Origin of the sequence: Novosphingobium aquae (assembly GCF_037572715.1) — a bacterium.
GTDB classification, from domain to species: Bacteria; Pseudomonadota; Alphaproteobacteria; order Sphingomonadales; family Sphingomonadaceae; genus Novosphingobium; species Novosphingobium aquae.
Genome location: NZ_JBBHJY010000001.1, coordinates 903,964 through 925,944, shown reverse-complemented (window position 1 = coordinate 925,944; position 21,981 = coordinate 903,964). Strand labels below are relative to the sequence as shown.

General features: G+C 64.5%; 15 protein-coding genes and 2 tRNA genes. 10 read left to right on the top strand and 7 right to left on the bottom strand.

The window, feature by feature from the left end; all coding sequences use genetic code 11:
• Nucleotide 1: 1 nt before the first annotated feature.
• The 3 genes from prsK to WG900_RS04600 are packed head-to-tail and all read left to right on the top strand — an operon-like array spanning nucleotide 2 to nucleotide 5,231.
• On the top strand, nucleotides 2-2,110 hold the full coding sequence (gene prsK, locus WG900_RS04610) for an XrtA/PEP-CTERM system histidine kinase PrsK (RefSeq protein WP_339965036.1): 2,109 nt from the start codon (nucleotides 2-4) through the stop codon (nucleotides 2,108-2,110).
• Nucleotides 2,111-3,475 carry a PEP-CTERM-box response regulator transcription factor gene (gene prsR / locus WG900_RS04605; RefSeq protein ID WP_339965033.1) on the top strand — a complete coding sequence of 455 codons (1,365 nt, stop codon included), beginning with the start codon at nucleotides 2,111-2,113 and terminating at the stop codon, nucleotides 3,473-3,475.
• Nucleotides 3,468-5,231 carry a tetratricopeptide repeat protein gene (locus tag WG900_RS04600; protein WP_339965030.1) on the top strand — a complete coding sequence of 588 codons (1,764 nt, stop codon included), beginning with the start codon at nucleotides 3,468-3,470 and terminating at the stop codon, nucleotides 5,229-5,231. The genes prsR and WG900_RS04600 overlap by 8 nt, the downstream gene beginning before the upstream one ends.
• Here the strand turns inward: WG900_RS04600 and WG900_RS04595 are convergent, their stop codons facing one another.
• The gene (locus tag WG900_RS04595; protein WP_339965028.1) at nucleotides 5,232-6,281 is read right to left on the bottom strand and encodes a DUF475 domain-containing protein; all 1,050 of its coding nucleotides are present in this window, start codon (nucleotides 6,279-6,281) and stop codon (nucleotides 5,232-5,234) included.
• A 53-nt stretch (nucleotides 6,282-6,334) separates the two neighbouring features.
• Entirely contained in the window at nucleotides 6,335-7,204 is an 870-nt protein-coding gene (panB, locus tag WG900_RS04590) for a 3-methyl-2-oxobutanoate hydroxymethyltransferase (protein ID WP_339965026.1), read from the bottom strand.
• Between the two features lie 354 nt (nucleotides 7,205-7,558).
• Between panB and WG900_RS04585 the strand changes: the two genes are divergently transcribed.
• The gene (locus tag WG900_RS04585) at nucleotides 7,559-9,154 is read left to right on the top strand and encodes an amino acid permease (RefSeq protein WP_339965023.1); all 1,596 of its coding nucleotides are present in this window, start codon (nucleotides 7,559-7,561) and stop codon (nucleotides 9,152-9,154) included.
• A 71-nt stretch (nucleotides 9,155-9,225) separates the two neighbouring features.
• Here WG900_RS04585 and WG900_RS04580 read toward each other — a convergent pair whose 3' ends face one another.
• Nucleotides 9,226-9,717, bottom strand: coding sequence for a pyridoxamine 5'-phosphate oxidase family protein (locus WG900_RS04580; protein ID WP_339965022.1), 492 nt, complete (start codon nucleotides 9,715-9,717; stop codon nucleotides 9,226-9,228).
• A gap of 137 nt (nucleotides 9,718-9,854) precedes the next feature.
• Between WG900_RS04580 and WG900_RS04575 the strand changes: the two genes are divergently transcribed.
• The 4 genes from WG900_RS04575 to WG900_RS04560 are packed head-to-tail and all read left to right on the top strand — an operon-like array spanning nucleotide 9,855 to nucleotide 14,792.
• Nucleotides 9,855-10,571, top strand: coding sequence for a hypothetical protein (locus WG900_RS04575; protein ID WP_339965020.1), 717 nt, complete (start codon nucleotides 9,855-9,857; stop codon nucleotides 10,569-10,571).
• Complete coding sequence (locus WG900_RS04570; protein WP_339965018.1) at nucleotides 10,522-12,045, top strand: DUF6504 family protein; 1,524 nt, start codon at nucleotides 10,522-10,524, stop codon at nucleotides 12,043-12,045. The genes WG900_RS04575 and WG900_RS04570 overlap by 50 nt, the downstream gene beginning before the upstream one ends.
• A gap of 54 nt (nucleotides 12,046-12,099) precedes the next feature.
• The gene (locus WG900_RS04565) at nucleotides 12,100-13,347 is read left to right on the top strand and encodes a putative DNA modification/repair radical SAM protein (protein ID WP_339965017.1); all 1,248 of its coding nucleotides are present in this window, start codon (nucleotides 12,100-12,102) and stop codon (nucleotides 13,345-13,347) included.
• Nucleotides 13,344-14,792, top strand: coding sequence for a UdgX family uracil-DNA binding protein (locus tag WG900_RS04560; protein ID WP_339965016.1), 1,449 nt, complete (start codon nucleotides 13,344-13,346; stop codon nucleotides 14,790-14,792). Before WG900_RS04565 ends, WG900_RS04560 begins: the two co-directional genes overlap by 4 nt.
• A gap of 6 nt (nucleotides 14,793-14,798) precedes the next feature.
• On the opposite strand, the gene WG900_RS04555 is transcribed toward WG900_RS04560, so the two are convergent.
• Entirely contained in the window at nucleotides 14,799-15,689 is an 891-nt protein-coding gene (locus WG900_RS04555; RefSeq protein ID WP_339965014.1) for an alpha/beta fold hydrolase, read from the bottom strand.
• A gap of 168 nt (nucleotides 15,690-15,857) precedes the next feature.
• On the opposite strand from WG900_RS04555, the gene WG900_RS04550 reads away from it, so the two are divergent.
• Together WG900_RS04550 and WG900_RS04545 are read left to right on the top strand one after the other, a co-directional pair.
• Nucleotides 15,858-19,310 (top strand): error-prone DNA polymerase, encoded by a 3,453-nt coding sequence (locus WG900_RS04550; protein WP_339965012.1) that lies wholly within the window; start codon nucleotides 15,858-15,860, stop codon nucleotides 19,308-19,310.
• Between the two features lie 92 nt (nucleotides 19,311-19,402).
• Nucleotides 19,403-19,792 carry a PilZ domain-containing protein gene (locus WG900_RS04545; RefSeq protein WP_339965011.1) on the top strand — a complete coding sequence of 130 codons (390 nt, stop codon included), beginning with the start codon at nucleotides 19,403-19,405 and terminating at the stop codon, nucleotides 19,790-19,792.
• 5 nt (nucleotides 19,793-19,797) lie between these two features.
• On the opposite strand, the gene WG900_RS04540 is transcribed toward WG900_RS04545, so the two are convergent.
• From WG900_RS04540 to recJ, 3 genes are all read right to left on the bottom strand, one after another.
• Nucleotides 19,798-19,872, bottom strand: a tRNA-Glu gene (locus tag WG900_RS04540).
• A gap of 45 nt (nucleotides 19,873-19,917) precedes the next feature.
• Nucleotides 19,918-19,992: transfer RNA gene (locus WG900_RS04535), tRNA-Glu, on the bottom strand.
• Nucleotides 19,993-20,076: 84 nt separating this feature from the next.
• Entirely contained in the window at nucleotides 20,077-21,873 is a 1,797-nt protein-coding gene (recJ, locus tag WG900_RS04530; RefSeq protein ID WP_339965010.1) for a single-stranded-DNA-specific exonuclease RecJ, read from the bottom strand.
• Nucleotides 21,874-21,981 lie beyond the last annotated feature (108 nt).

Sequence of the window (21,981 nt, the reverse complement as noted above, 5' to 3'; positions counted from 1 at the left end):
CGTGACATCCGGCTGGCCTCTCCTTGCAGCAATAACCCACGTCCTGGGCGCCTGCGCGGCGACGGGAATGGCGTTCTGGCTTATGCCGCGCCGCGCGAAGCTGGGCCGGGTCGGACTGGCCTGTGTCCTCGCGCTGGCAGTCAGCGTTTCCTGGGCCATCACGGCGGGGGCGACCGGCACCGAAAGCGCTGGAACCTACTTCGCTGAATCGCTGCGGAACGTCGCCTGGCTTGCCGTGGTCTGGATGCTTTTCGAAACTGACGGGCGCAACAACTCCATCAAGGCGGTGCGCCCGCTTGTCATTGCCTTGGCCGCGGTCGAGATTATCGCCGGGTCGCTACTGATCGTGCTGCATCGCCCGCTGAGCGGTTTCCTCGATCAGGACCAGGCCTTCGAAATGATGGTAAGTTTCCGGCTGATCTCCACCATCGGCGGACTGGTCCTGCTTCACAACCTGTACAGCGGCGCTTCCAACCAGGCGCGGCTTGCCCTGCGCTGGCCGGCAGCAGGCCTTGCCGTTCTGTGGATCTATGATCTCAACATCTACACCGTTGCCTGGATTGCGGGCTATTGGCCTGAAGGTTTGGCCGCCTTGCGCGGGTTGTCGCTCGCCTGCGGAGCGCTGTTCCTCCTGCCGGCACTAGCCCGGCGGCAGGAGGAACTGCACTTCAGTCCGTCGCGTATGGTCACGTTCCAGTCGGTCGCGCTGCTTGGGATCGGTGGATATTTCGGTGTGATGCTGCTGGCATCGCAGCTCGTCCATCTGGTGGGTCCGAAATATGCCAACCTGTTCCAGTTCGGGCTGTTCATTGCGGCATCCACTCTCGCTGTCATGCTGGTTCCGTCAAAGCGCCTGCGGTCCTGGGTCAAGGTCGTGCTGACCAAGCACCTCTTCCGCCACCGCTATGACTACCGGACGGAATGGCTGCGCTTTGCCGGCACGATCGGCCGGAGTGGTGAAAATGCCCTGCCGCTCGAACAGCGCGCGGTGCAGGCTGTCGCCCAGATTACCGAAAGTCCTGCCGGCCTGTTGCTGGTTCCCGGCGACAGCGGCGACTTCGTCCTGTCGAGCTCTTGGCAATGGCGCCTTGCCGATGTCCCGGCGATCGCCCTAGATGCAGCGGCAGCGCGGCTGCTCGAACAGACCAGCTTCATTGTTGAACTCGATCAGGTGCGCGCCGGCAAGGATCATCGCGGCGAACGCGATGTCATTCCCGCGTGGCTGCGCGACGATCCGCAAGCGTGGGTTATCGTCCCTCTGCTGCATTACGAGAGGCTTGTCGGCCTCGTCGTCCTGGCACGGCCGGTGAATGACCGGGCTCTCGACTGGGAAGATTTCGATGTCCTGCGGGTCATCGGCCAACAACTCGCAACAACCTTGGCCGAACACACAGGTCAGGATGCCTTGGCCGAAGCCGCGCGCTTCGATGAATTCAATCGCCGCATCGCCTTCGTGATGCACGACATCAAGAACCTGGCGAGCCAGTTCGGTCTGCTCGCCCGCAATGCCGAACTGCACGCGGACAACCCCGAATTCCGCGCAGACATGCTGGTGACCCTGCGCAGTTCGGCCGACAAGCTTAACGCCCTGATTGCCCGGCTTTCGCGTTACGGGGCGGGCGGGAGCGACCGGGCCGAGAAGTGCGACGCCGCAGACCTCGTCGAACGTGTCGCGCAGCAATTCGCCAGCAGCCATCAGGTCAACGTCGTCCAGCGGCAGGGCGGTGAGCTTTGCCTGAATCGCGAAGGAATCGAGCAAGCTCTGATCCACCTTGTCCAGAACGCCATAGACGCCAGCGATCGCGGCACGCCCGTGTTCATCGATCAGTCGACCGACGGCCTTACCGTGACGATCCAGATCGCTGATTCGGGCGTAGGAATGTCACCCGAATTTGTCCGCACGCGACTGTTCAAGCCGTTCGTCTCGTCCAAACCCGGCGGGTTCGGCATCGGCGCCTTTGAAGCACGCGAACTGGTCCGCGCCGCCAAGGGCCGGCTTGATGTCGAAAGCCGCGAAGGCCTTGGAACCCGCTTCATCGTGCGCCTGCCGCTCGCCACCACGGCGGAACTGCTGTCGGGGCGCGAAAATCAAAACTGGAAAGTTGCCTGAATGCCCGAGCAAAAACCCAAGTTGCTGATTGTCGAAGACGATGCCGGACTTCAAGCCCAGCTGAAATGGGCCTATCCGGATTTCGATGTCCTGATCGTCGGGGATCGCGCTTCGGCAATTGCCGCCGTGCGTGCCGAAGAACCGCCAGTGGTCACCCTCGACCTCGGACTACCGCCTGATCCCGACGGGACGAGCGAAGGTTTTGCCGTGCTTGACGAGATCATGGCGATCAAGCCCGACACCAAGGTTATCGTTGCCAGTGGACACGGTGCGCGGGAATCCGCGCTTCAGGCAATCGCGCGCGGTGCATACGATTTCTACCAGAAACCGCTCGACATTGATGCCATCGGTCTAATCGTTCGCCGCGCGTTCCATTTGCACGAGATCGAGGAAGAAAACCGTCGACTCGCATCTAGCGCCGGGGACGAGAACCGCGTGCTCGGCCGGATGATCACCGCCGCGCCCGAAATGGTACGCGTTGCGCGGACTATCGAGCGAGTGGCCAACACCAATGTCTCGGTCATGCTGCTGGGGGCCAGCGGAACCGGCAAGGAATTGCTCGCACGCGGTCTGCATGATGCCAGCGACCGGTCGAAGGGCGCGTTCATTGCGATCAACTGCGCGGCGATTCCGGAAAACCTGCTCGAAAGCGAACTGTTCGGGCATGAGAAGGGTGCCTTCACCGGGGCGGTAAAAACCACCGAGGGCAAGATCGAAATGGCCGATGGTGGCACGCTGTTCCTTGACGAAGTGGGCGACATTCCATTGCCCCTACAGGTCAAGCTGCTGCGCTTTCTGCAGGAACGCGTGATCGAGCGGATCGGCGGGCGCACGGCAATCCCGGTCAACACCCGCATAGTCTGCGCAACGCACCAGAACCTCGAAGCGATGATCACCGAAGGACGCTTTCGCGAAGACCTCTACTACCGACTCGCTGAAATCGTCGTCAGGATCCCAAGTCTGGCTGAGCGACCGGGCGACGCGACGTTGCTCGCCAAGGCCTTCCTGTCGCGCTTTGCTCGCGAGATGAACCCGATGGTCAAGGGACTGGCGCCCGATGCGCTGGCCGCAATCGATGGCTGGCAATGGCCGGGCAACGTGCGCGAGCTTGAGAACCGCGTGAAGCGCGCGGTGATCATGGCGGACAGCAAGCTGGTGGCAGCGGCTGACCTCGATCTGCCAGGCGGCACGAGCGAGGTAAGCAACCCGCTCAACCTCAAATCGGCGCGTGAAAATACCGATCGTAAGATGATCCGCCATGCTTTGGCACGCAGCGAAGGCAACATCTCCAGCACGGCCAAGTTGCTCGGCATCAGCCGGCCGACATTGTACGACTTGCTCAAGCAATATGACCTCCATGGCTGAAATCTGGCGCCGGGACTGGTGGAAGATTACGGCTGGCGCGCTGGCGCTGGCGGTTTCCGCTTCGCCCGGGCTGAGTAATACCGCTGGCCGCGACGCTGCTTTTGTCAAGGCCCGCGCGGCGCTGGCTCGCGGCGATGGTGTCGCGGCCGAGATCGCGCTGAAGGATGCGCAGGCGCAGGGCGCCGACAAACGCACGATTGCCGCCGGCATGGGCGAGGCCTTCCTTGTCGAAGGGAAGCTCGACAAGGCGCGCGAATGGCTTGGCGCCGGCCAGTTCGCCGACGCCGACCAGACGCGCGGTCTGCGCATGCTGTCTCGCCTTGAAAGCCAGCAAGGCAACACGGCTGCGGCATTGGCGGCGCTGGAAAAAGCCATTGCCGCCAATGCCAAGGACGCTGATGCCTTAGTCGATCTGGCGCAACTGCGGTACCGTACCGGCAACCAGTTCGCCGCGCTGGACGCATTGCAATCCGCGTTGAAGATGAGACCTGACAATCTGCGCGCACTGGACTTTCAGGGGCTGATCGTCCGTGATCAGTTCGGTCCGGAAGCGGCGATTATCTGGTTCGAGCGCGGGCTGATGAAATCGCCGAATGATGGTGTCCTGCTGGGTGATTACGCCGCGACACTTGGCGAGCTTGGTCGCTATCGTGAGATGCTGGTGGTGACCCGGCGGATGCTGGAACTTGGCGTCGGCGAACCGCGCGCGCATTACTTGCAGGCGGTGCTCGCGGGGCGGGCGGGCAACCTCTCGCTGGCTCGGTCCTGCCTGAACCGAGCAGGGGCGGCGGCCGACGATATGCCCTCGGCAGCCCTGCTTTCCGGCATTATCCACCTTCAGGATGGCAATCCCAAGCTTGCGGTTGACGCGTTCCAGCGCATTACCGGGCAGCAGCCGCAGAACGAGGTGGCGCATCTGCTTTTGGCCCGCGCACTTTACGAAGCGGGCGATCAAAAGGGCGTGATCGAGCGCTATTCGGCCTGGGCGTCCAGCCCGTCGGCACCGCCCTACTTGCTGACCCTGGTGGCCCGGGCTTACGAGGATACCGGCAACCGGGCGCTCGCTGCCCCACTGCTCGACCGGGCCGCTGCCGTCCAGCAAGCCGGGTTACGACCAGTCTTTGCGTTTGCTGCCACCGGTTCCGCTCCGGCGGATGCAGCAGCAGCACAGGTTCGGGCAGCTCTCGCCGGCGGGCGGGCCAATGAGGCGGTTGCCATTGCCGAGCGCCTTCGGGGCGACTGGCGCGGCATGGGATCAGCGCACCTATTGGCCGGCGACGCCTATTTCGCTGCCGGACGTTTCGACCTTGCCGCCAGTGCCTTTGCCGAAGCTGCCCGGGTGCGCGGCGATGACAACCTCGCGGTCCGGCTCGTGCTCGCCAATGCCGGGCAAGGCCGGCTGGCACCCGGAGCGCAAGTGGCGGCAAACTTCCTGGCTACCCACCCGCAGAGCCCCGTCGGGGCTCGCCTAGCCGCCGACTATGCCGCCTCGGTTGGCGACTGGGGCCGGGCGCGGATGCTGCTAGAGAACCTTGCCGTCGGCAGCGGAGACCGCGACATGCGGCTGCTGAGCGACTTGTCCTTCGCCCAACTCCGTCTTGGCGACACGAAGGCAGCCGTACAATCGGCCCGCCGCGCCCTCGATATCCAGCCTGCGAGCCCGGTCGCAGCGCAAGCTCTGGCCATGGCGCTCAAGGCCGGAAAGCAGGACGAGGCCTTGGCAGCCGCACTTTCTGCACGGGCGGCGCGACCCTGATCAGGCCTCGGCTTCAGCACCGTGGTGGCGGTTCCAGCGAACGGACCACCACAGCGAAAGCCCGATCATCGCCGCGCCAATCAGGCCGGTGATCGCCTCGGGAATATGGAATTTCGCCGAGGCGAGCATGATCCCGCCCAGCGCGATGATCGCCCAGAACGCGCCGTGCTCGAGATAGCGGTATTCGGCGAGCGTGCCCTTCTGAACCAGCATGATCGTCATCGATCGCACGAACATCGCACCGATCGACAGGCCCAGCGCGATGATGATCATGTTGTTCGACAAGGCAAAGGCACCTATCACACCATCGAAGCTGAACGATGCGTCGAGCACATTGAGGTAGAGGAACCCGCCCAGACCCGAACGCACCACTGCGCCGGCCGCACGGTGCGCTGCTTCACGCATTTCCATGATCGTACCGATCGCTTCAACGGCGATGAAGCTGACCAGGCCAAGCATGCCGGCGACGAGGAAGGTCAGTGCTTCGCCCGGCTCAAGAAGCAGAGAAATCCCATAAATCACCAGCAGCAGCAGCGCGATTTCCAGCGCCTTGATGCTCGAATACTTGCTCAGCCAGGATTCCAGCCCCTGAATCCAGTGCACTTCCTTGTCCGAATCGAAGAAGAAGCTGAGCCCGACCATGGCGAGGAAAGCGCCGCCGAAACCGGCAATGCCAACGTGAGCGCTGGAAACTATCGCCTCGTATTCCTTGGGGTTGTTAAGCGACAATTGCACCGCCTCGACCGGACCAAGTCCCGCCGCGATGGCAACAATCGCCAGCGGAAACACGATGCGCATGCCGAACACGGCGATGACCATGCCCCAGGTCAGGAACCGGCGCTGCCAGACCTCATCCATTTCCTGCAGCACCGTGGCGTTGACCACGGCGTTGTCGAACGACAGCGAGATTTCGAGGATCGACAACACGAAGACGATCCACAGGACCGAAAGCATGCCGCTCATTGTGCCGTGAAGCACCCAGCCATAATAGGCACCGAGCGCCAGACAGATAACGGTGAAAAGGATGGAACCCTTGTAGAAACGGAGCAAGGCAGGCCTCGATTGCTGAAAGTGGGGGGATTGTTGAAAGTGCGGGGAGGGGATTACTTGGGCTGATAGGTCTGTTCGATGCCAGGAAACGTGCGGGCACGGACATCGGTTGCATAACGTTCTGCCGCCGCCGAAATGGTATCGGCGATTTCCTCATACCGGCGAACGAACCGGGGCACGCGTTCGAACATACCCAGCATGTCTTCGGTGACGAGCACTTGTCCGTCACACTGGGCCGAGGCGCCGATGCCGATGGTCGGGCAGGTAACCGCCTTGGTCACGTCGATGGCAATCGGTTCGACCACGCCTTCGATGACAATGGCGAAAGCTCCTGCAGCGTCGAGCGCCACGGCGTCGGTCACGATCTTCTGCGCTTCGGCATGGCTGCGGCCGCGCGCATTATAACCACCCAGCACGTTCACCGCCTGCGGGGTCAGGCCGACATGGCCGATCACCGGGATGCCGCGCTTGACGAGGAATTCGACCGTCGGCGCCATCGCCTCACCGCCCTCAAGCTTCACGCCCGCGCAGCCAGTTTCCTTGAGCAGGCGCGATGCACTTTCGAAGGCCTGCTGGGGGGAGGCTTCATAGCTGCCAAAGGGCATGTCAACGATGACCACAGAATGGTACGATCCGCGCACCACGGCCGCGCCGTGCGCCGCCATCATGTCGAGCGTCACCTGTACGCTGGAGGGCAGGCCATAGATCACTTGGCCCAGCGAATCCCCCACCAGCAGCACGTCGCAGTGGGCATCAAGCAACTGCGCCTGCCGCGCCGTATAGGCGGTGAGCATGACGATCGGTTCGGCGGTGGCACCGCCCACCTTGCGCTTGCGGATCGCGGGCACGGTCAGCCGCTTCATCGGCGCGGGAGTGGGATTGGCCCGGCTGGTGGCGGTATCGAGCTGGAAAGTTGACGACATGGCGGTTCCTTTAAGCGTGATTGCGGCAAAGCGCCAGACGCGAGAGCGGCAGAAATCCGTGGTGCATGGGTGACAGAGGTGACACCGTGTCACCCTGTTGTTCTGGGGAATATCTGGCCAATTCCCGCCAGTTTGGGGCCGCCAGATCACGGGTGACACGTCGCGAGGTGCGCGCGGGAACAGGGATGAGCCGCGTTTTCATGAGGTCGATAAGCCACAGAAATGCAGTTGTAGGACAGCCTTTCCGCCGGGGGATGCGACAAACGGCTGGGGAATGCGCGCGTTTAGTGCTTGCCAATGAAACCAGTCCCGCTAGCTTCCGCGCCATAAATCAATCCGGATCGGGGGAACCGCATGTTCGGTCGAATAAAGCCGCTGGACGCCATTCTGGCGACAGCTGAAAAGAAGTCTCTGCATCGCTCGCTCGGAGCATTCCAGCTTACCATGCTGGGCGTCGGCGCCATCATCGGCACCGGCATTTTCGTTCTCACGGCAGAAGCCGCGCAAAAGGCCGGACCCGGCATGATGCTCAGCTTTATCATCGCCGGCCTGGTCTGCGCCGTCGCGGCGCTTTGCTATGCCGAAATGGCCTCGATGGTTCCGGTTTCGGGGTCGGCCTATACCTACAGCTACGCCGTCATGGGCGAACTGCTGGCCTGGATGGTCGGCTGGGCGCTGGTGCTGGAATATGCGGTGGCCGCCGGCGCGGTTTCTGTGGGCTGGTCAGGCTATTTTGTCGGGCTCTTGCGCGAATACCTCAACATTGGTTTGCCGCAGGAAATCGTCAACGCCAACGCGCTGATCGCCCATGTGAAGCTGGCCTTCGGGGCGACGCCTTCGGCTGAACTGTCATCGGCACTTGAAGTGGGCGGCTATATCAACCTGCCGGCCTTCGTCATCGCCCTGCTGGTCACCTGGCTGCTGGTCATCGGCACCAAGGAAAGCGCCTTCGTTAACGCCGTGCTCGTCGTGGTGAAGATCACTGCTCTGACCGCCTTTGTCGTGCTGGCCGTGCCGGTGATGAATTCGGACAATTTCCAGCCCTTCACGCCGCTGGGCTTTGGCGGTGTTTCGGCTGCGGCAGCCTCGATCTTCTTTGCCTACGTCGGATTTGACGCGGTCTCTACCGCGGCCGAGGAAACGAAGAATCCGCAGCGCAACATGCCGATCGGCCTGATCGGCAGCCTTGCAATCTGCACCGTGTTCTACCTGCTCGTTGCTGCCGGCGTGATCGGCACGGTGGGCGCGCAGCCGGTGCTCGACGCGGCTGGCAATGGCATCGCCCCCGGCAATGCCACTGCCATGGCCGCTGCCTGCGCCAGCATCGCCAACGATGCGGTGGTCTGCTCGAAGGAAGCGCTGGCCTGGACGCTGCGCGAAATCGGCTGGAAGCAGATTGGCAACCTCGTCGGCCTTGCCGCCGGTCTGGCCCTGCCTTCGGTCGTGCTGATGATGATGTTCGGCCAGACCCGCATCTTCTTCGTCATGAGCCGCGACGGCCTGCTGCCTGAGAAGCTTTCAACCATCCACCCGAAGTACAAGACGCCGCACGTGGTGACGATCATCACCGGTATTGTCGTGGCGATCTTTGCCGCACTGTTCCCGGTGGGCGCACTGGCCGACATCTCGAACTCGGGCACGCTGTTTGCCTTTGCCATGGTGGCGATTGCGGTGATGGTCCTGCGCAAGACCGATCCGGGCCGCCATCGTCCGTTCCGTACGCCGGCAGTGATGATCACGGCGCCGCTGGCGATTATTGGCTGCTTCTACCTGTTCTTCAGCCTCGATTGGTACACGCTGCGCCTGTTCGTTGGCTGGGCAGTTCTGGGTCTGCTGATCTACTACTTCTACAGCCGTCACCACAGCCATGTTGGTCGCGGTCTGGTCGAAGTTCACGAGGATGACGATGACATCCCGCCGAGCTCGGTACCGCCGCTCCCGGGGATCTGATCACCCGATCCGGCAATAAAAAAAAGGGGCCGCTCCGCATGGAGCGGCCCCTTTCATTTGTGGGAACAAGGTCAGTTGGCCCGGTCGAGCCGCGTCTCACGGTGATAGCCTTCGGCATCCTCACGCACGTCCATGCCCAGCATCATCTTGACCGTGGTCACCGGGCCAAGGTCCGAATCCCAGATCGAGGCATCGCCGAGGTCCATGCGCAACATGATCAGGTCGGGATCGTCCTTGCCGCCGGGGAACCAAGCCTCGACGAAGTTCGACCAGTGTTTTTCAAGGCGTTCGCGGTTGGTTTCCTCGATCAGCACGCCGTGGAAACGGGCGAAAAGGTCGTGGTTCTTGGAAGCATAGGTAGCGGTTGCAGATCCGCCCTGGGCAAAGCGGCCCGAACGCGAGGTGTAGAACCAGATGTTGCCATGGCCTTCCTTGTCAAGCTGCGCGGTCATCGGTGCGGCACTGTCCGGATCGGCATCAAGCTGGAGCATCACCATCGGCGACTGCACCATGTTCTTCCAGAACTTCTCCTTGATTTCGTGATTGCTGTCGTGGTCGGTCATGTCGGTCTCGCTTCGTGCGGGTGGGGGGTGTGGATGGAACCGCCGAGCCGCGCATCGGTTCCCTTGCCAAGCCGAGACAATGAGAACATAAAAGGAACATAAAGACGATTCGTGTTCCGATGATGATGACCAGCACCATGCCTCTTTCCGCCCCGCAGACCGCGCGATGGCAGCCCGGCGCCAGCGCGGCGGCGCAGCATGCCGAGCTGTTCGCTCCGGGCGGGGAGGGGGCAGGTGCGGCGCTGGCGCTTGCCTTGGCGCGCGATCACTTGCGCGGCGCGGGCGATCCCTTGGCCGACATCCCGGACGAGCGGGCGTGGCTGTGGGTGCAGGACAAGGCGGCGATCCGCCTCTCGGGCCGGCCCTATCGCCCTGGCCTGCCGCGCGAACTGCGCCACCGGCTGATCCATGTCGCGGCGGACAAGCCTGACGATGCCCTGTTCGCCATCGAGGAGGGGCTGCGGTGCCGCGACCTCGCCTTTGTGGTCGGAGAGATTGCCGGCAATCCCCGGGCGCTGGATTTCACGGCGTCGCGGCGGCTCAGCCTGACGGTGGAGCGGCACGGTGTTCCGCTGTGGCTGGTGCGGCTCGATGCGGCGCGCGATCTTGGCTCGGCGCGGATGCGCTGGCAGGCCCGCTCCGCTCCATCCGCCTGGCCCCACCGCAACCCCCGCGCGCCGGGATCGGCCACCTGGCAGGCCGAACTGTTCCGGGCGCGAAGTCATCCCCCCGGAGAATGGACCCTGCGCGATGAAGGAGGAGCGCTCCACGCCGACCCAATGCGCTACACCGGGCCGCCGCATCATGGCGATCTGGTGCGCGCACCTATCGATCGACCGCTGGCTGCTGGCTGAAGGCTGCGCGCGGGGGACAGGGGCCGATGCTCAGCCCCATGCCCTGATTGCCGAAACGGCGCATGGTCCAAGGATCACCGCGCTCAACCCCGCCGCCGCACAAGCCGGAGCGCGCCGCGATGCGCTGCTCGCCGATGCGCGGGCGGTGTGCCCCACGCTCGCCACCAGTCCGGCCGATCCGGCAGGCGATCTGGCCTTCCTCGAAGCGTTGGCGCTGTGGGCGCAGCGCTGGGGACCGTGGTCAGCGATCGATCCGCCCGATGGCATCATCATCGATGTCACCGGTGTCTCGCACCTGTTCGGCGGCGAGGCGGCGCTGCTTGGCGATGCCGGGCGGCGGCTCATTGCCCGCGGGCTGACGGTGCGCGCGGCCATTGCACCAACCGCCGGGGCAGCCTGGGCGCTCGCTCATTATGGGCCGCAACCGGCGATCATGCATGGAGGAGACAGCCTCGACGACCTGCCGGTCGCGGCGCTGCGGCTCGATCCGGCGGTGAACCTGCTGCTACGCCGGCTCGGCCTCAAGCGGATCGGTGATCTTAGCGAGGTGACTCGGCTGGCACTGGCGCGGCGGTTCCGCAACCGGCACAACCCCGCCGCCAATCCGCTGATCCGGCTCGACCAGCTACTCGGCCGCGTGCCCGAACCACTGCTGCCGGTGATCGCGCAGGAGGTGCCGCTGGTGCAGCGCCGCCTGATGGAGCCGATCCGCCACCGCGAGCTGCTCGACCGGGTGATGGCGGACCTCGCCCACGATATGGCCCGGCTGCTCGAAGCGCGGGGCGAGGGCGCACGCCGGCTTGAGGCGGGGCTGTGGCGCGTCGATGGCGAAGTGCTGGTGCGCCGGCTCGAACTCGCCTCGGCCAGCCGGGATGCGGCGCACATCGTCCGCCTGTTCGCCGCGCGGCTTGACGATGTCGATGCCGGCTTCGGGATCGAGATGGTCCGCCTGCGCGCGCCGTGGTGCGAACCTGTCGCGCTGTCACAGCGGGATTTCGATGCCGCCTCGGAAGAGCACGGCACCAGCCTTGCCGCCTGCATGGACCGGCTGGTGGTGCGGCTTGGCGAGGGCGCGGTGCGCCGCCCGGTGCCCCACGCCAGCCACCTGCCCGAACGCGCCCAGCGCTGGCAGCCGCCGCTGGAACCGCAGCCCGCCAGCCAGGGCGAGCTAGCCTTCCACGAACGCCCCTTGAAGCTTCTCGATCGCCCTGAACCGATCGCCGTGCTCTATGCCACGCCCGATGGCCTGCCGCGCCGGTTCCGCTGGCGCGGGCAGGTCCACGACATCGCCCGCGCCGAAGGGCCTGAGCGCATTGCCCCCGAGTGGTGGCGCGAGCGCTCCTCGGCGCGGCTGCGTGATTACTACCGGATCGAGGATGAGGCCGGCCGCCGCTACTGGATCTACCGTGCCGGGCTGGCAGGCGACGGGCGGGGCGGGGTACCCGAATGGTTCCTACAAGGACTGTGCGCCTGATCCCGGAAGATGAAACCTCTGGCCTTTCCAACACCAAGAACATATACGGAACATATGTCGCAACCCAGCCTGATAGAACGCCTCGCCATCCTCGCCGATGCCGCGAAATACGACGCCTCCTGCGCATCGTCCGGCACGTCGAAACGCAACAGTAAGAACGGGACAGGCATCGGTTCGACCGAGGGCATGGGCATCTGCCACGCCTATGCCCCCGATGGTCGCTGCATCTCGCTGCTCAAGATCCTGCTGACCAACCACTGCGTGTTCGATTGTCATTACTGCATCAACCGCAAGAGCTCCAACGTCCGGCGTGCGCGGTTCACGCCGCAGGAAGTGGTCGACCTCACGCTCAGCTTTTACCGCCGCAATTATATCGAGGGGCTGTTCCTCTCCTCCGGCATTGTCAGGAATTCCAGCCACACGATGGAACAGATGGTCGAGGTCGGCCGCATCCTGCGCGAGGAGCATGACTTTCGCGGCTACATCCACCTCAAGACCATTCCCGAGGCCGATTCCGAGCTGGTCCGGCAGGCGGGGCTTTGGGCCGACCGTGTCTCGATCAACGTCGAACTCCCGACCAAAGCTGGCCTCACCAAACTCGCGCCCGACAAGAGCGAAGCCGTGATCGAAGGCGCGATGGCCGATGTGAAGGAGGCGATTGCCGAGAACAAGGACGCCCGCAAACACTTCCGCTCCGCGCCGAAATTTGCGCCCGCCGGCCAGTCCACCCAGATGATCGTTGGCGCCGATGCCGCCAGCGATGCCGATATCGTCGGCAAGGCAAGCGCGCTTTACGGGCAGTTCCGCCTGCGCCGCGTCTACTATTCCGCCTTCAGCCCGATCCCAGACGCCAGCAGCGTGCTGCCACTCAAACGCCCGCCGCTGATCCGTGAGCATCGGCTGTACCAGTCCGACTGGCTGATGCGGTTCTACGGCTTTGCCCCGCAGGAAGTGCAGGCCGCCGCAGGCGCAGATGGCATGCTGCCGCTCGATATCGATCCCAAGCTGGCCTGGGCGCTCAAGTTCCGCGAAAGTTTCCCGGTCGACGTGAACCGAGCGCCGCGGGAAATGCTGCTGCGGGTTCCGGGGCTCGGCACAAAGGTGGTCGGCGCTATCCTGGCCAGCCGGCGGCACCGCACGCTGCGGCTTGAAGATGTTGCCAAGCTCACCGTCTCGGTTGCCAAGCTGCGCCCGTTTATCGTCACGGCTGACTGGCGGCCCGTCCTGCTGACCGACCGCGCTGACCTGCGCACCCTGATCACTCCGCAGCGATCGGAGCAGCTTGAACTGTTCGCCGCATGACCCCGTTCCGCGACGCGCGCATTACCGATGCCTGCGCCGTGCCGCTGACCGCGCCCGATGATTTCGATGGCTGGCGAGAGCAGGCGCGGCGGCTGATCATGGCCGAAGTGCCGCCTGACCGGGTGGTGTGGACCGTCCCCGGCGAAGGCAATGGCGATCTGTTTGCCGAAGCGCCGGGCCAGTCATGCCGGCCTCCCGCGCCGGCTCCGTCTGCCCCGCAGCCCCGCGTCTCCCGCGCCTTCCTGACGCTAGCAAAGGCGGCGGCGCTCCATTCCGATCCGCACCGCTTTGCGTTGCTCTATCGCCTGCTGTGGCGAATGCAGGGCAAGCCCGGTCTGCTTGAGGACGCGGCCGATGCGGACGTGCGGCGGCTGAATGACCTGTCCCGAGCAGTGCGGCGCGACATTCACAAGATGCGCGCCTTTGTGCGTTTCCGCAGCGTGGCCGACGCGGACGGGCAGGAGCAATTCGTCGCCTGGTTCGAACCGTCGCACCATATCTTGCGTACAAACGCCGTGTTCTTCGTCAACCGCTTCACCCAGATGCGCTGGTCGATCCTGACGCCGCGGGGCAGCCTGCACTGGGATGGCACTTTACTGCACGAAGGCCCTCCCGCCCGGTGTGAAGATGCCCCCGGCGGCGATCCGGCCGATGACCTGTGGCGCCAGTACTATTCCTCGATCTTCAATCCGGCCCGACTGAAAGTGGGCGCCATGGTCAAGGAAATGCCGCGCCGATACTGGAAGAACCTGCCCGAAGCCGCGCTCATCCCGGAGCTGATCGCAGGGGCACAGGCGCGGGAGGCGGCCATGGTTTCCGCCGGGGGCGATGCCTTTGCGGGGGTTCCGCAGCCGCAGGATCTCGATGCCCTCGCTCGCGGGCTGCGCGATTGCCGCCGCTGCCCGATCGGCTGCAACGGGACGCGCGCCGTGCCGGGCGAGGGGCCAAGCGATGCCGCGCTGATGATCATCGGCGAACAGCCGGGAGATAACGAGGAGATGGCAGGCCGGCCCTTTGTCGGCCCCGCCGGCCAGTTGATGAGCGACTATCTCGGCCACGCCGGCATCGACCGGGCGCAGGCGCGGCTGACCAATGCAGTGAAGCATTTCAAATTTGAACCCCGTGGCAAGCGCAGGCTGCACCAGAACCCGTCCGCCAAGGAGATCGATATCTGCCGCTGGTGGCTCGATGCCGAACGCGCCCTTGTGCGGCCCAAACTGGTGCTGGGACTGGGGGCGAGTGCCGGCCGGTCGCTACTCGGCAAGACGACATCGATCCAGCAAGTGCGCGGCAAGCCGATTGCCCTGGCCGATGGCAGCGAATTGTGGCTGACGGTCCACCCGTCCTACTTGCTGCGGCTCGACGGTGAAGCGCGAGAGACCGAAAGCGACAAGTTTGCGGCAGACCTGGCAGCCGTCGCCGCCCGCAGCCGCGAACTTGCCTGAAGGACGTTAGATAGGGTCAGCGGCGAAGGCCTGGCGGGTCATCTCGTCAAGTGCTTCCTGCGGTATCGGCGCATTCTCACCGGCGATGAAGGCCAGCAGGTCGTTCTTCAGCCGCTCGGTATCAGTGGCGAACACGCCGTGCGCCGAGCCATCGTATGCGATCAGCCGCGATCCCGGCACCTTGCGCGCCACTTCGCGGGCGGTGGCATCGATCGGCACGGTCTTGTCATCGGTGCCGTGAATGATCAACGTTGGCACCTTGAAGTGGGCGAGGTCGGGACGGAAGTCGGTGGTGGCGAAGGCCTTGGCTGCTGCGAGCGTCGGGCGAAGGCCGGCCTGCATCGCGGTTTGCCACGACAGGTCGAGCACTTCCTCGCTCACCGGCTTGCTGATCATGCCGACGCCGTAGAAGCCCTTGAAGAATGATGTGAAGAACTTCGGCCGGTCGTCCAGCATACCCTGCGTCATTTCATCGAAGGTTTCCTGCGGCACGCCGTCCGGGTTGCTTTCGTCCTGCAGCATGAAGGGGACCACCGAGGCGATCAGCGCCACGCGGCTCACACCCTTGCCCTGGTGGCGCGACATGTAGCGGGCTATTTCGCCGCCGCCCATCGAGAAGCCGATCAGCGTGACGTCATCAACTGCATCATGGAACTTCATCACGGCGGAAAGGTCATCGGCAAAGGTATCGTAGTCATAGCCGCCCGAAGGCTGGCTCGACCGGCCGAAACCGCGCCGATCATAGGAGATGGCCTTGAAGCCGGCTTCGGCCAGCGCGTGGCTGATCGGGTCCCAGCTGTCGGCGGAAAGCGGCCAGCCATGGATCAGCACGACCGGCGGGCCTTCGCCCCATGCCTTGGAATAGAGGTGGGCGTCGCCGGTTTCGATGATGTGCATAGTGGGTCTCCGAATGGGTGATTGTGCAACGCCCCAGAATCAAAGGCGTTCCGCAGCGGTTCTGGGATTTGCGGTCAGGAGTGTGCGGCATGCCGACAAAAGGATTCGCCGGCCCGACAAAAAGAACATAAAAGGAACAGTTGCCCCTTTAGCGATGTTGTCTCACCCGTGCCTGAAGCCGCCCTAACTCCCGAACGCCGCCGCGTGGAGCAGTCCATGCTGCCGCCCGCCGATGCCGCGCCTTTCGTGGAACTTGGTCTGGCGAGCTGCTTTTCGTTCCTGCGCGGGGCGTCCGATGCGGTCGACCTGGCGCTCACCGCGCGGCGGCTTGGCTATGACGCGCTGGGCATTGCCGATGCCAACACCATGGCCGGCGTGGTGCGGCTGCATGGCGAGGCGAAGGCGCTGGGGCTGCGGCCGGTCATCGGCTGCCGGATCGAGACGGTGGAAGGGCTAGCCTTCCTTGCCTATCCGGTGGACCGCGCTGCCTATGGCCGCCTGTGCCGCCTGATCTCGGCCGGACGCATGGCGCGGCCCGATGGCGAATGGCAGGACAAGGGCGTCTGCGAGATCACGGTTCCCATGCTGGCGGACCATGCCGAGGGGGTGCAGCTGGTGCTGGTGCCGCCGAGGGATGTGGCGTCAGAGTTCACCTTGGCGGTGGCGAACAATGTTATCGGGCTGGACGGAGAACCAGTATCCGGGGAGCGATTGTTCAAGGGATGTTTGGAAACCCTGCTCCCCCAACTGCGCGCGCAATTACCAGGCCTGCGCCACATCGCGGTGAGCTATCTCCATGTCGGTGACGACATCCGCCGGATCGCTGCGCTCGATGCCATGGCGCGCGAGAATGGCATGGGCGTGCTGGCCACCAACGACGTGCTCTACCACGCCCCCGAACGCCGTCCGCTGCACGATGTGATGACCGCGATCCGGCACAAGACCACGGTCGCCAAGGCCGGCTACCTGCTCGAGGCCAATGGCGAGCGGCACCTGAAATCGCCCGAGGACATGTGCCGGCTCTTCGCCCGCTGGCCCCACGCGATCGAGGCGGCGCGGCAGGTGGCCGATGCCTGCCGCTTCAGCCTTGACGAACTGCGCTATGAATACCCCGAGGAGACCTGCCCGGAAGGCCGCACGCCACAGGAGCAGCTCGAATATCTGACCTGGCAGGGGGCGGAGGGTCGCTATCCCGATGGCTTGCCGCAGGACGTGTGCACCACGCTCTCCCGCGAGCTGGAGCTGATCGGCAAGCTGAGCCTCGCCCGCTATTTCCTCACCATCAAGGACATCGTCGATTTCGCGCGGTCGCAGGATCCGCCGATCCTGTGCCAGGGGCGCGGTTCTGCGGCCAATTCGGCGGTGTGCTATGTGCTGGAGATCACGGCGGTCGATCCGGCGCGTCACTCGCTGCTGTTCGACCGTTTCATCTCCGAAGACCGTAACGAGCCGCCCGACATCGACGTCGATTTCGAGCACGAACGGCGCGAGGAGGTGATCCAGTACATCTACGCCCGCTATGGCCGCCACCGCGCCGGGCTTTGCGCCACGGTGATCCACTATCGCCCGCGCATGGCGATCCGCGAGGTGGGCAAGGCGATGGGCTTGTCCGAAGATCTGACCGGCGTGCTCGCCCGCACGGTCTGGGGCGGGCACGGGCGCTCGATCAAGGAGGCGCATGTCGCCAGCGAGACCGGCGTCGATCTCGATGATCCGCACCTGCGCCGCGTACTGGCGCTGACCGAGCAGATGATCGGCATGCCGCGCCACCTCTCGCAGCATGTCGGCGGCTTCATCCTTACCCAAGGCCCGCTGACCGAAACCGTGCCGATCGGCAACGGCGCCATGCCTGAGCGCAGTTTCATCGAATGGGACAAGGACGATATCGAGGCGCTGGGCATCCTCAAGGTCGATGTTCTGGCGCTGGGCATGCTCACCTGCATCCGCAAGTGCCTCGACCTGCTGGGTGAACACCACGGGCAGAACCTGACGCTGGCCACCGTGCCCAAGGAGGATCCGGCGGTCTACGACATGCTGTGCAAGGGCGATTCGCTCGGCGTGTTCCAGGTGGAAAGCCGCGCGCAGATGAACATGCTGCCGCGCCTGCGCCCGCGCCAGTTCTATGACCTGGTGATCGAAGTGGCGATTGTGCGGCCCGGGCCGATCCAGGGCGACATGGTCCACCCCTATCTCAAGCGGCGGCGCGGGGCGGAGAAGGTGGAGATCCCCGCGCCCGGCCCGGCGCATGGCCCTCCGGACGAGCTGACCTCGATCCTCGGCCGCACGCTGGGGGTGCCGATCTTTCAGGAACAGGCGATGAAGATCGCGCTCGACGCCGCCAAGTTCACCGGGGCAGAGGCCAACCGACTGCGCAAGGCGATGGCCACATTCCGGTCGCGCGGCATGGTCGATGAATTGCAGGACATGATGGTCGGCCGGATGATCGAACGCGGCTATGATCCCGATTTCGCCGAGCGCTGCTTCAACCAGATCAAGGGCTTCGGCGAATACGGCTTCCCCGAAAGCCACGCGGCCAGCTTTGCCCTGCTGGTCTATGTCTCGTCCTGGCTGAAGTGTCACTTCCCGGCGGCCTTCGCCTGCGCTCTGCTCAATTCGCAACCGATGGGCTTCTACGCCCCGGCGCAGATCGTCCGCGATGCACGCGAGCATGGCGTGCCGGTGCTGCCAGTCGATGTGAATTGCAGCGGGTGGGATAATACCCTCGAAAGGGAGAGAGGGAAAGTCGCCCTGCGCCTTGGCCTGCGGCAGGTCGATGGCTTTCCCGAAGCGGCGGCGGCGCGGATCGTTTCGGCGCGGGAAGAGACCGGGCACTTTGCTGACGTGCGCGAATTGCAGGAACGGGCAGGGCTGTCTCCGGCGCTGATCGAGCGGCTCGCGGCGGCGGATTGCTTCAATTCATTGGAGATCACCCGCCGGCAGGCCTTGTGGGATGCGCGCAGTCTTATTGCAGCGCCGAAGCTACCCCTTTTCGCCGCGATGAAGGCGCGGGGCGAGGGGGCTGAGGCGAAGGTAACACAGCTCCCCGCCATGCCGCTCAGCGAGGAAGTGGTCGCCGACTACCAGACCCAGCGGCTGTCGCTCAAAGCGCACCCCATGGCCTTCCTGCGCCCGGCACTGGCCGAGCGCGGCTTCGTCCGGGCGGCAGACCTGCGTGCACGCAAGTTCCGCTCAGCGGTGCAGGTGGCCGGTGTCGTGCTGATCCGCCAGCGTCCGGGCAGCGCCAAGGGAGTCTGCTTCATCACCATCGAGGACGAAAGCGGGGTCGCCAACCTCGTCATCTGGCCCGACGTGATGGAAAAGCAGCGCAAGATCATCATGAGCGCGCGGCTGATGGAAGTGCGCGGGCGGGTGGAATACGATGACGAGGTGATCCACGTGATCGTCAGCCAACTGACCGACGCCACGGCGAGCCTCCATGCCTTGTCCGACAATATGCTCAGCAGCCCAGTCGCCCGCGCCGATCATGTCAGCCGGCCGCTGCCATCGCGGTTCCAGCCCGAAGAATGGCAGCCGCCCGGTCCGGCAAACCGCGATTGCGGATGGAGCCACGGCCACCCGCGCGATGCCCGGATCATCCCCGGTTCGCGCGATTTTCACTGAACTCCGAAGGCTTTCATCCCAAAGCCGTCACGAAAAAAATGCCTAGCCCAGCGCATAGCGCCTGTTTGCCTGTCCGGAGGCATGATGCGCACATGGGCCATATCAGCTTTGATCACATCCTTCCGGAAGTCGGCAAGCGCGTCACCAGCCGCCTGCGCCTGCGCCTCGCCGCGCGCATGATGACCACCGCACAGGCATGGCCGGCAGAACTGCTCGACCTGTCCTATTTCGGCGGCCGCATCGCCTGCGATGAGCCGCCGCAGCCGGGGCAGGACGTGCTTATCGAATGGGGCGATTTCGACGCCTTCGGCATGGTCGTGTGGGCCAACCTGCGCACCTGCGGCGTGCGCTTCTACGAACCGCTCAAGGCGCAAGTCCTGATCGCCACGCGCGACCGCAACGATGTCGAACCCGTCCAGACCAACAAGGACCGCGCGCACCATGAAGCCCGGGATTTCGTTATGGGAAAATTGAACCGCTGAACGGCTGGTGACCCCTACGGGAATCGAACCCGTGTTTCAGCCGTGAGAGGGCCGCGTCCTAACCGCTAGACGAAGGGGCCGGATATGTCCGGCCAAGCCTGCAAATGCCCAAACCCGCTAAAGTTTGGTGACCCCTACGGGAATCGAACCCGTGTTTCAGCCGTGAAAGGGCCGCGTCCTAACCGCTAGACGAAGGGGCCGCACCAGCTTGCGCCGAGGCGAGGCGAGGCCGCGCACTTAGTGGGAGACCTAAAAACGGTCAAGCCCTGTAATTGAACAAATCATCAATCGGCCCAGGCTGCGTCATCCAGATGCAGCTCGGCCTGAGGGCGGTTGGCCCAGTCATCGATCTTGGCGCGCCCGGCCAGCCAGAGCTTTCGGCCCTTGGAACCATGCAGCAGCGCCTGGCCGAGATCACTCTGCGCGGCACGAAATGCAATCGCCTTGAAGCTGGCGCCATCGTTGCCGCCAGCCAGCAAACGGACGTGATCGGTGCCGACAATGTCCGCCTTGATCAGGTGAACCGGCCCGATCGCGATTCGCGGAGCCGGCCAGCCCATGCCGAAGGGGCCGGCGCTTTCCAGTTCGGTCACCAGTTGCGGGGTCAGTCCGCGCGGTGACAGACTGAGGTCGAGCAGCATCGACTGTCCCGCCATCGCGGCGAGGACATCGGTGGCGAGCTTTTCGTCAAGCCAGTCAGCCAAGGCTTCCAGCTTGCCGGGGGCCACGGTGAGACCCGCCGCCATGGCATGGCCGCCGCCGGCGATCAGCAATCCGGATTCGCGAGCAGCTATGATGGCTGCGCCCAGATCGACGCCGGTGATCGATCGGCCTGATCCCTTGCCGTTACCGGCCTCGTCAGCATCGAGAGCAATAACCAGCGTGGGCTTGCCGGTCTTTTCCTTCACCCGTCCCGCGACGATGCCGATCACGCCGGGGTGCCAGCCATTTCCGGCTAGAACGATGACCGCGCGGTTGTGCTGGCGGTCGATCTGCATTTCGGCAGCTTCCTGCACGGCTGCCTCAATGGCGCGGCGCTCTTCGTTCAATTGCGAGAGCTGAGCAGCGATGGCGCGGGCCTCATCGGGGTTCTGCGTTGTCAGCAGCCGCACGCCAAGGGTGGATTCGCCCACTCGGCCGCCGGCATTGACCCTTGGACCGAGCGCAAAGCCGAGGTCGCTGCAGGTCGGCGCGCGCGACAGACGGCTGGCGTCGATCAGTGCCGCCATGCCGATGTTTTCACGCCGGGCCATGACTTTCAGGCCCTGCGCCACGAAGGCACGGTTGAGACCCCTGATCTGGGCCACGTCAGCAACCGTTCCCAGCGCGACCAGATCGAGCAGGCCAAACAGGTCTGGCTCCTTGCGCTCGGCGAACCAGCCGGCATTCCGCAAGTTCCGGACGAGCGCGACTGCCAGCACGAAGGCGACGCCTACTGCGGCCAAGTGTCCATGCGCAGCGGCCTCATCGTCTTCGTCAAGCCGGTTGGGATTGACGAGGAACAGCGCCGCCGGAAGCTGCGCCGAGCATTTGTGATGATCGACAACGACGACGTCGACGCCGGCATCCTTGGCCATCTGCAGCGCCTCATAGGCCATGGCGCCGCAATCGACCGTGATGATCAACGTCGAACCATCCTGCGCCAGGCGGACCAAGGCTTCGCCGGACGGACCATAGCCTTCAAGCAAGCGGTCAGGGATATAATAGGCCGGATCGGCACCCAGATCCCGCATCAGGCGGATCAGCAGAGCGGCGCTGGTTGCACCGTCGACATCATAATCGCCATAGACTGTGACTTTCTCTCCGTTGGTCACGGCGGCGGCGAGTCGCTTTGCCGCGTCTTCCATGTCGCGAAAGACCGAAGGATCGGGAAGGAAGCCACGTAAGCTGGGGTTGCGGTGCCGATCGAGATCCTCGCGAGCCACGCCGCGCGCGATCAGCAGCTGGGCGACGAGGTCGTCTCCCAAGCCGCCACCGTCGAAAGCGCCGTCCCCAAGGTCCATGTTACCGGCGCGCCAACGCCACGCCTTGCCCGAAAGCGATTGTTCGATTGAGGCGACAGAGGATGCGCGGGTGGCCATGCGATCAGCGCTAGCCTCTCCGGCCGCGCGCGGGAAGGGCGGGAAGGCCGCATCTGCCGAAAATTGACAATCGGGGCATGGGGGTATTGAGTGCCGCCGGGTGCCATG